General features: G+C 54.3%; 4 protein-coding genes. 1 reads left to right on the forward strand and 3 read right to left on the reverse strand.

Features of this window, described 5'->3' with window-relative positions:
- Window positions 1-356: 356 nt before the first annotated feature.
- Window positions 357-1,790 (forward strand): PTS glucose transporter subunit IIBC, encoded by a 1,434-nt coding sequence (ptsG, locus tag FDX14_RS23995; RefSeq protein WP_003036277.1) that lies wholly within the window; start codon window positions 357-359, stop codon window positions 1,788-1,790.
- Window positions 1,791-1,845: 55 nt separating this feature from the next.
- Here ptsG and FDX14_RS24000 read toward each other — a convergent pair whose 3' ends face one another.
- The 3 genes from FDX14_RS24000 to shiA all read right to left on the reverse strand — a co-directional run bounded on the left by FDX14_RS24000 (window position 1,846) and on the right by shiA (window position 6,530).
- Window positions 1,846-3,624: an aminopeptidase P family protein gene (locus FDX14_RS24000; protein WP_137350382.1), complete on the reverse strand. Its 1,779-nt coding sequence runs from the start codon at window positions 3,622-3,624 to the stop codon at window positions 1,846-1,848.
- A 15-nt stretch (window positions 3,625-3,639) separates the two neighbouring features.
- The gene (locus tag FDX14_RS24005; protein WP_042309167.1) at window positions 3,640-5,094 is read right to left on the reverse strand and encodes an AMP nucleosidase; all 1,455 of its coding nucleotides are present in this window, start codon (window positions 5,092-5,094) and stop codon (window positions 3,640-3,642) included.
- A gap of 119 nt (window positions 5,095-5,213) precedes the next feature.
- Window positions 5,214-6,530, reverse strand: a complete 1,317-nt coding sequence (gene shiA, locus FDX14_RS24010; RefSeq protein ID WP_042309164.1) for a shikimate transporter — start codon at window positions 6,528-6,530, stop codon at window positions 5,214-5,216.
- Window positions 6,531-6,765: the final 235 nt, after the last annotated feature.

The following is a 6,765-nucleotide window of genomic DNA, read 5'->3' on the forward strand; positions in this document are numbered from 1 at the left end:
TGGGCGGTGAATGACCAGTTAGACACATTCAGAAACTCATTTTATCGGAATGTGCGAATTTTGCGGCCATTCACAACTGAATTGTGATAGCCGTCAAACAAAAATAGACTGAATTATTTTACTCTGTGTAATAAATAAAGAGCACTTAGATGCTCTGTCCACGGCGAGGCTCTCCCCCCTTGCCAATGCGTGAGAACGTAGAATACACAAAATCATTCAAGCTGCATCAAGGCGGCAAGTGAGTGAATGACAGGAGCTTACTCGAGTAAGTGACTGGAGTGAACGAGCACAGCCAACGTTGAGGCGGTTTGAAGGATGAAGTGTATAAGCACAAATACTCAGGAGCACTCCTAATTATGTTTAAGAATGCATTTGCTAACCTGCAAAAGGTCGGTAAATCGCTGATGCTGCCGGTATCCGTACTCCCGATTGCAGGTATCCTGCTGGGTGTCGGTTCCGCTAACTTCAGCTGGCTGCCAGCCGTTGTATCGCACGTAATGGCAGAAGCAGGCGGTTCTGTTTTTGCGAACATGCCGCTGATCTTTGCCATCGGTGTTGCGTTAGGCTTCACCAACAATGACGGCGTATCTGCACTGGCGTCCGTTGTTGCCTACGGCATCATGGTTAAAACCATGGCTGTTGTTGCGCCGCTGGTTCTGCATTTACCTGCTGAAGAGATCGCCGCTAAACACCTTGCTGACACGGGTGTTCTCGGGGGGATTATCTCCGGTGCGATTGCAGCGTATATGTTCAACCGTTTCTACCGTATCAAATTGCCTGAGTATCTCGGCTTCTTTGCGGGTAAGCGCTTCGTTCCTATTATTTCTGGTCTGGCTGCCATCTTCACAGGCGTGGTTCTGTCCTTCATTTGGCCGCCGATCGGTACTGCTATTCAGACGTTCTCCCAGTGGGCTGCATACCAGAACCCGGTAGTGGCGTTCGGTATCTATGGCTTCATTGAACGCTGCCTGGTGCCGTTTGGTCTGCACCATATCTGGAACGTTCCTTTCCAGATGCAGATCGGTGAGTACACCAACGCTGCGGGCCAGGTGTTCCACGGCGATATCCCTCGCTATATGGCGGGTGACCCGACTGCGGGCAAACTGTCCGGTGGCTTCCTGTTCAAAATGTACGGTTTGCCGGCTGCCGCTATCGCTATCTGGCATTCTGCTAAACCAGAAAACCGCGCGAAAGTGGGCGGTATCATGATCTCCGCGGCGCTGACCTCGTTCCTGACCGGTATTACCGAGCCGATCGAGTTCTCCTTCATGTTCGTGGCGCCGATCCTGTACATCATCCACGCGATTCTGGCTGGTCTGGCATTCCCGATCTGTATCCTGCTGGGTATGCGTGACGGAACATCGTTCTCTCACGGTCTGATCGACTTTATCGTTCTGTCCGGTAACAGCAGCAAACTGTGGCTGTTCCCGATTGTCGGTATCGGTTATGCGATTGTTTACTACACCATCTTCCGTGTGTTGATCAAAGCGCTGGACCTGAAAACGCCTGGTCGTGAAGATGCTACCGAAGACAGCAAAGCGGGTGCGTCTGGCGAAATGGCTCCGGCTCTGGTTGCTGCATTCGGTGGTAAAGAAAACATCACTAACCTCGATGCGTGCATCACTCGTCTGCGTGTTAGCGTGGCTGACGTTGCCAAAGTGGATCAGGCTGGCCTGAAGAAACTGGGTGCGGCGGGCGTTGTGGTTGCTGGTTCCGGTGTTCAGGCGATCTTCGGTACTAAGTCCGATAACCTGAAAACTGAAATGGATGAGTACATCCGTAACAGCTAAGTAGTAAGAAGTTGGGGAGAACTAAGGCAGCCTGCGGGCTGCCTTTTTTAATGCCTTAATTGGCCTGAACACGAATGGGCGCAGTGGCGGCGAACAGCCACGGACGGGCTTCTGCGTTTACGCGTGGGGACAACGTCTCTCTGACCTGCTGGTGGTAATCATCAATCCACTGTTTCTCAGCATCGCTCAGCAGATGAAGTTCCACCAGGTTCAAATCAATCGGCACCAGCGTCAGCGTCGAGAAGCGGCAGAAGCCCGGACGGCTGTTGATAATCTCCACCTGATTCTCAATGCGGATCCCATATTGCCCGGCCAGATAATAACCCGGTTCGATGGTGATGATATTGCCCGCCACCAGAGGCCAGGGGTTAACTTTTTTGGCAATGCGATGAGGTTGTTCATGGATAAGCAACTGATGGCCCACGCCGTGCCCGGTTCCATGATCAAAATCCAGTCCCAAATCCCACAACGCCCGCCGACTAAAGGCATCCAGTTGATGGCCCTGAGTACCGCTGGGGAACTGCAGTGAAATAAGTGACAAGAAGCCTTTCAACACGGCGGTGTAGTGCAAGCGTCGCTGCGGATCCTGTGGGCCAAATGCGAGGGTACGCGTCGTATCCGTCGTACCATTATGATACTGACCACCGGAATCATTCAGGTACATGGCCTGCGAGGTAATTGGCGTATTGGTTTTTTCGCTGGAGTGGTAATGACACATCGCCGCATTGCTGGCAGAGGCTGAAATCGTGCTGAAGCTCTGCTCGATAAATCCCGGCTGCTGTTGGCGAAACTCCAGCTGTTTAGCCTGTGCTTCCAGTTCGGTGATCGGATTGCCTGCCGCTTCGCGTAAAGGGACCTCATGCGCCAGCCATGCGAGGAAGTTAACCCAGGCTGCGCCATCCTGTTCATGGCATTCCCGATAGCCTGCCAGTTCAACGTCATTTTTGTGCGCTTTCATTAACGTGATGGGATCGGGGGCCCACAGGACGTTGCCGCCATGTTCTTCTATGGCAAAACGCAATGCCACCGGAGCGTAGTCTTTATCGACCAGAAAGCGCTTCCCATTTGCCAACTGCTGGCAGCGAGCCAGGAAGTTCTCTTGCGGGGCCAGCGTAAGCGTATCCAACAGCGATGCGGGGAGCTGCTGTGTTTTGTTGCTATCCACAAACCATTCCAGTTCGCCGCTGCGATGGAGCAGGGCAAATGAGAACGGCACTGGAACCATAGCAAGATCCGAACCGCGGACATTGAGCAGCCAGGCGATGTTGTCCGGCAGCGTAATCGCCAGCACGTCGGCCTGATGTTGAGCGAGCTGTTCTACCACCCGCGCACGTTTCTGCGCGCTGCTCTCACCGCTGATGTCGAGGGGCATTTCGCGAATGATGCCGCAGGGCGCAGCCGGACGATCGAGCCATATCTGGTCGAAAGGATCTTGCTCCAGAGGCACCAGTTCGCAATGCGTCGCCGACAGCGCTTCAAACTGGCTGTTGACCATCAACAGCGGCTCAAAGCCAATACGCGCGCCCGCTGCAACGTGACACTGCAAATAGTCGGCCAGCGGTTCGTCGTGTAAATGATGAATTTCAAAATCATCCAGCGAGACTTCATTGCGCACCTGGACCTGATAGCGCCCATCGACAAACATTAATGCGCGATCGCGCAGGACCAATGCGAGTCCCGCAGAGCCGCTAAACCCAGTCAGCCAGGCCAGCTTATTATCATGCGGCGTACAATCTTCACTTTGGTGAGCGTCGGCGCGCGGGACAATCATACCGTCCAGTCCCTGCGCTATCAGCAGGTTACGCAGGGCGGAAAGAGGAGTTGAGTTGTGCATAGTTACCTTCAGGCCTTAACGGAACGGCGGTTCGTTGAATGTGCGTAATTTACGGGAGTGCAGTCGGTCGCCTTCGGCACGAAGACGATCGATAGCCCGGATACCTATTTGCAGGTGCTCGGAAATGGCGCCTTCATAAAAACGGTTGGCCTGACCAGGCAGTTTGATCTCGCCGTGCAAGGGTTTGTCGGAAACGCAAAGCAATGTGCCGTAGGGAACGCGGAAGCGGTAGCCCTGGGCGGCGATGGTGGCGCTTTCCATATCGATAGCCACCGCGCGGCTGAGGTTAAAGCGCAGCGCAGAGGCGGAGTAACGTAATTCCCAGTTGCGATCATCGGTGGTGACAACGGTACCGGTACGCAGGCGCTGTTTGACCTCTTCGCCGGGCATGCCGCTGACCTCTTTGGTCGCGTCATACAGCGCGCGTTGCACTTCAGCGATGCTTGGAATCGGGATATCCGGTGGGAGTACTGCATCCAGCACGTGGTCATCACGCAAATAAGCGTGGGCCAGAACATAATCGCCAATTGCCTGACTTTCACGCAGGCCGCCACAGTGCCCAATCATCAGCCAGACATCAGGGCGCAATACGGCGAGATGATCGCAAATAGTTTTGGCGTTAGACGGGCCGACGCCGATGTTTACCAGCGTGATCCCCTGACCATCCGCGGTAATTAAATGCCAGGCGGGCATCTGGTGCTTCTTCCAGGCGAGGTCAGAGATGGCTTCTTCTGGCGCTTCGGTTTCGGCGGTGATCCAGATCCCGCCCGCGCATGACAGCGCGATATACGGGCTGTCCGGGTCGAGGATCTGGCTGCAGCCCCAGCGTACGAACTCATCGACATAGCGGGTGTAGTTGGTGAACAGCACAAAGGGCTGGAAATGTTCAACCGGCGTGCCCGTGTAATGACGTAGTCGCGCCAGCGAAAAATCCACGCGTCGGGCATCGAAGTGAGACAGCGGAGAAAATTCCGCCGGATGAAAAATCCCGTCTGCCGTTTCGTCACCAATTTGGGACAATTCAGTGGTGGGGAAGTGGCGCGTTAATCCGGCGCTCATCGAGCGATCCAGCGTCAGTTCTGAACCGTCAATCACATAGGGATAGGGGATTTCATGCTGCGATGGCTCAACAGAGATATGCGCATCATAATCCTGATACAGCAGCGTAAGCTGTTCTTCAAGATAAGGACGAAAGAGCGATGGACGGGTAATGGTGGTGGTATAGCAACCCGCATGGGTAAAACGGCCATAGGCGCGGGTTTTCGGAGGATTGGTGGCGCTGCCATCCCAGGTGACACGAAGTGATGGGTAAACAAAAAGACCGTTATGGCGGGCGATTACGTCAGGGAGCGTCCCTGTTTCAATATACTTACCAATGGCGCTACGCAGTGATTTAACCGACTGTTCGTACAGCGCGTCCAGTTTATCCAGTGCCTGAGCCGGGGTCAGGCTGGCGCCCTTATTGTTCATGTCTGTCTCCTTGTTCCACAGATATACCGCTCTTCCGATAGTATGTCACAGGAATGTGAAACAAAAGTCAGACGATAAGGAAGATTGTGCGAAGACCGGACGACCCTCGCACCGGGGGTTTAACCGTGCTGCTTATCTCGCATTAACAGCGCGGTAGTGGCGGAGATAAGACAACCCGCCATCAGATAAATAGCTACGCTGTGCCAGTCTCCACCTGAGAATGTCACCAGTGCCGCCGCAATAAAGGGGGTAAAACCGCCGCCAACCACGCTGGCCACCTGATAACCAACGCCTGCGCCGCTGTAGCGATAACTTGCGCCAAACAGACCGGTAAACATAGGCTGCTGTACGCACACCACCATATCGTGCGCGATGTTGGCTAACATAATCGCGAAGAACACGATCCAGAAAATAGACTGTGCTTCCAGTGCCATAAAGAACGGGAAGGCGCTCAGCGTACCGACCAGTGCCCCGGTAATGTAGACGCGACGACGACCAAAGCGGTCGGCAAGCCACGCAAAACAGGGGATGGTCAGACAGCTCAGCCCGCCGACCAGCAATCCGATATTCAGAAACAGCTCGCGCGGCAGGCCCAGGTTTTGCGTCGAGTAGTTAAGAGCAAATGCGGTGACGATATACATCGTCAGCAGTTCACACAGGCGCAGGGCGATAATTTTTAAGAACGCGCCCGGATGGCGGATTAAAGCCTCGATGACCGGAAGCCGCTTTTTCTCCGGTTGCGGCGCCTGTTGCTGCTGTTCGAACTCGGCCGATTCATCCATTCTGTTACGCATCCACAACGCGCCTAATACCAGCACAATGCTGAACAAGAACGGAATACGCCAGCCCCAACTGAGGAACTGCTCATCGGTGGTTTGAGAGCTAATCAGCGAGACCAGGCCGGTAGAAAGCAGCAGACCGACGCCGTACCCGACCTGTACACCGCTGCTATAAAAGGCTTTTTTATTTTTCGGCGCACTTTCGACGGAGAGCAACGCGGCTCCGCCCCATTCACCACCCACGGCGAAGCCCTGAATAGCGCGCAGCGTCACCAGTAGAACAGGGGCCCACCAGCCAATGGTGTCAAAGGAAGGAATAATGCCAATCAGCGCCGTGGCGATCCCCATCATCCAGACGGTGAGCATCAGCATACGTTTACGCCCAAGACGATCGCCGAAGTGGCCGAAGATGACCCCGCCTAGCGGGCGGAACAGAAATCCGACGCCAAAGGTAGCGAAGGCGGCAAGTGTGCCCATCGCCGGACTGACCTGTGGAAAGAACTCGCGGTTAAAGACTAACGCAGCGGTGATGCCATAGAGCAGAAAATCATACCAGTCGACCACGGCGCCCGCGAAGCTACCAAGCGCAGCGCGTCGGGCACGGTTGAGCGAAGAGGTGTCCTGTTGGGAACCCGTGGAGGTGAGGGTGGAATCCATAGTTATCCTGTCTGTACTGTATTCTAGTTATTAGTATTTGAGTTGGGTTACACACATTGCAGCCGATAGATTACCGGCCGTTATGAGATTACCGCGACAGGCATGAAGAGGAAACGATTATATCCCTCGCAGAGGGCAACATGAATAATTAGACGAATGAGAAAATTGAAAAGCAAAAAGCCTGCTCGAAAGCAGGCTTTTCTGAATTTGGCTCCTCTGACTGGACTCGAACCAG

The organism is Citrobacter sp. wls710 (assembly GCF_005281115.1).
Lineage (GTDB): Bacteria > Pseudomonadota > Gammaproteobacteria > Enterobacterales > Enterobacteriaceae > Citrobacter > Citrobacter werkmanii.

Excerpts from the sequence above, each read along its gene's own strand:
- FDX14_RS24000 (WP_137350382.1), bottom strand. The coding sequence starts at position 3,624 with ATGCACAACTCAACTCCTCTTTCCGCCCTGCGTAACCTGCTGATAGCG.
- FDX14_RS24005 (WP_042309167.1), bottom strand. The coding sequence starts at position 5,094 with ATGAACAATAAGGGCGCCAGCCTGACCCCGGCTCAGGCACTGGATAAA.
- ptsG (WP_003036277.1), top strand. The coding sequence starts at position 357 with ATGTTTAAGAATGCATTTGCTAACCTGCAAAAGGTCGGTAAATCGCTG.
- shiA (WP_042309164.1), bottom strand. The coding sequence starts at position 6,530 with ATGGATTCCACCCTCACCTCCACGGGTTCCCAACAGGACACCTCTTCG.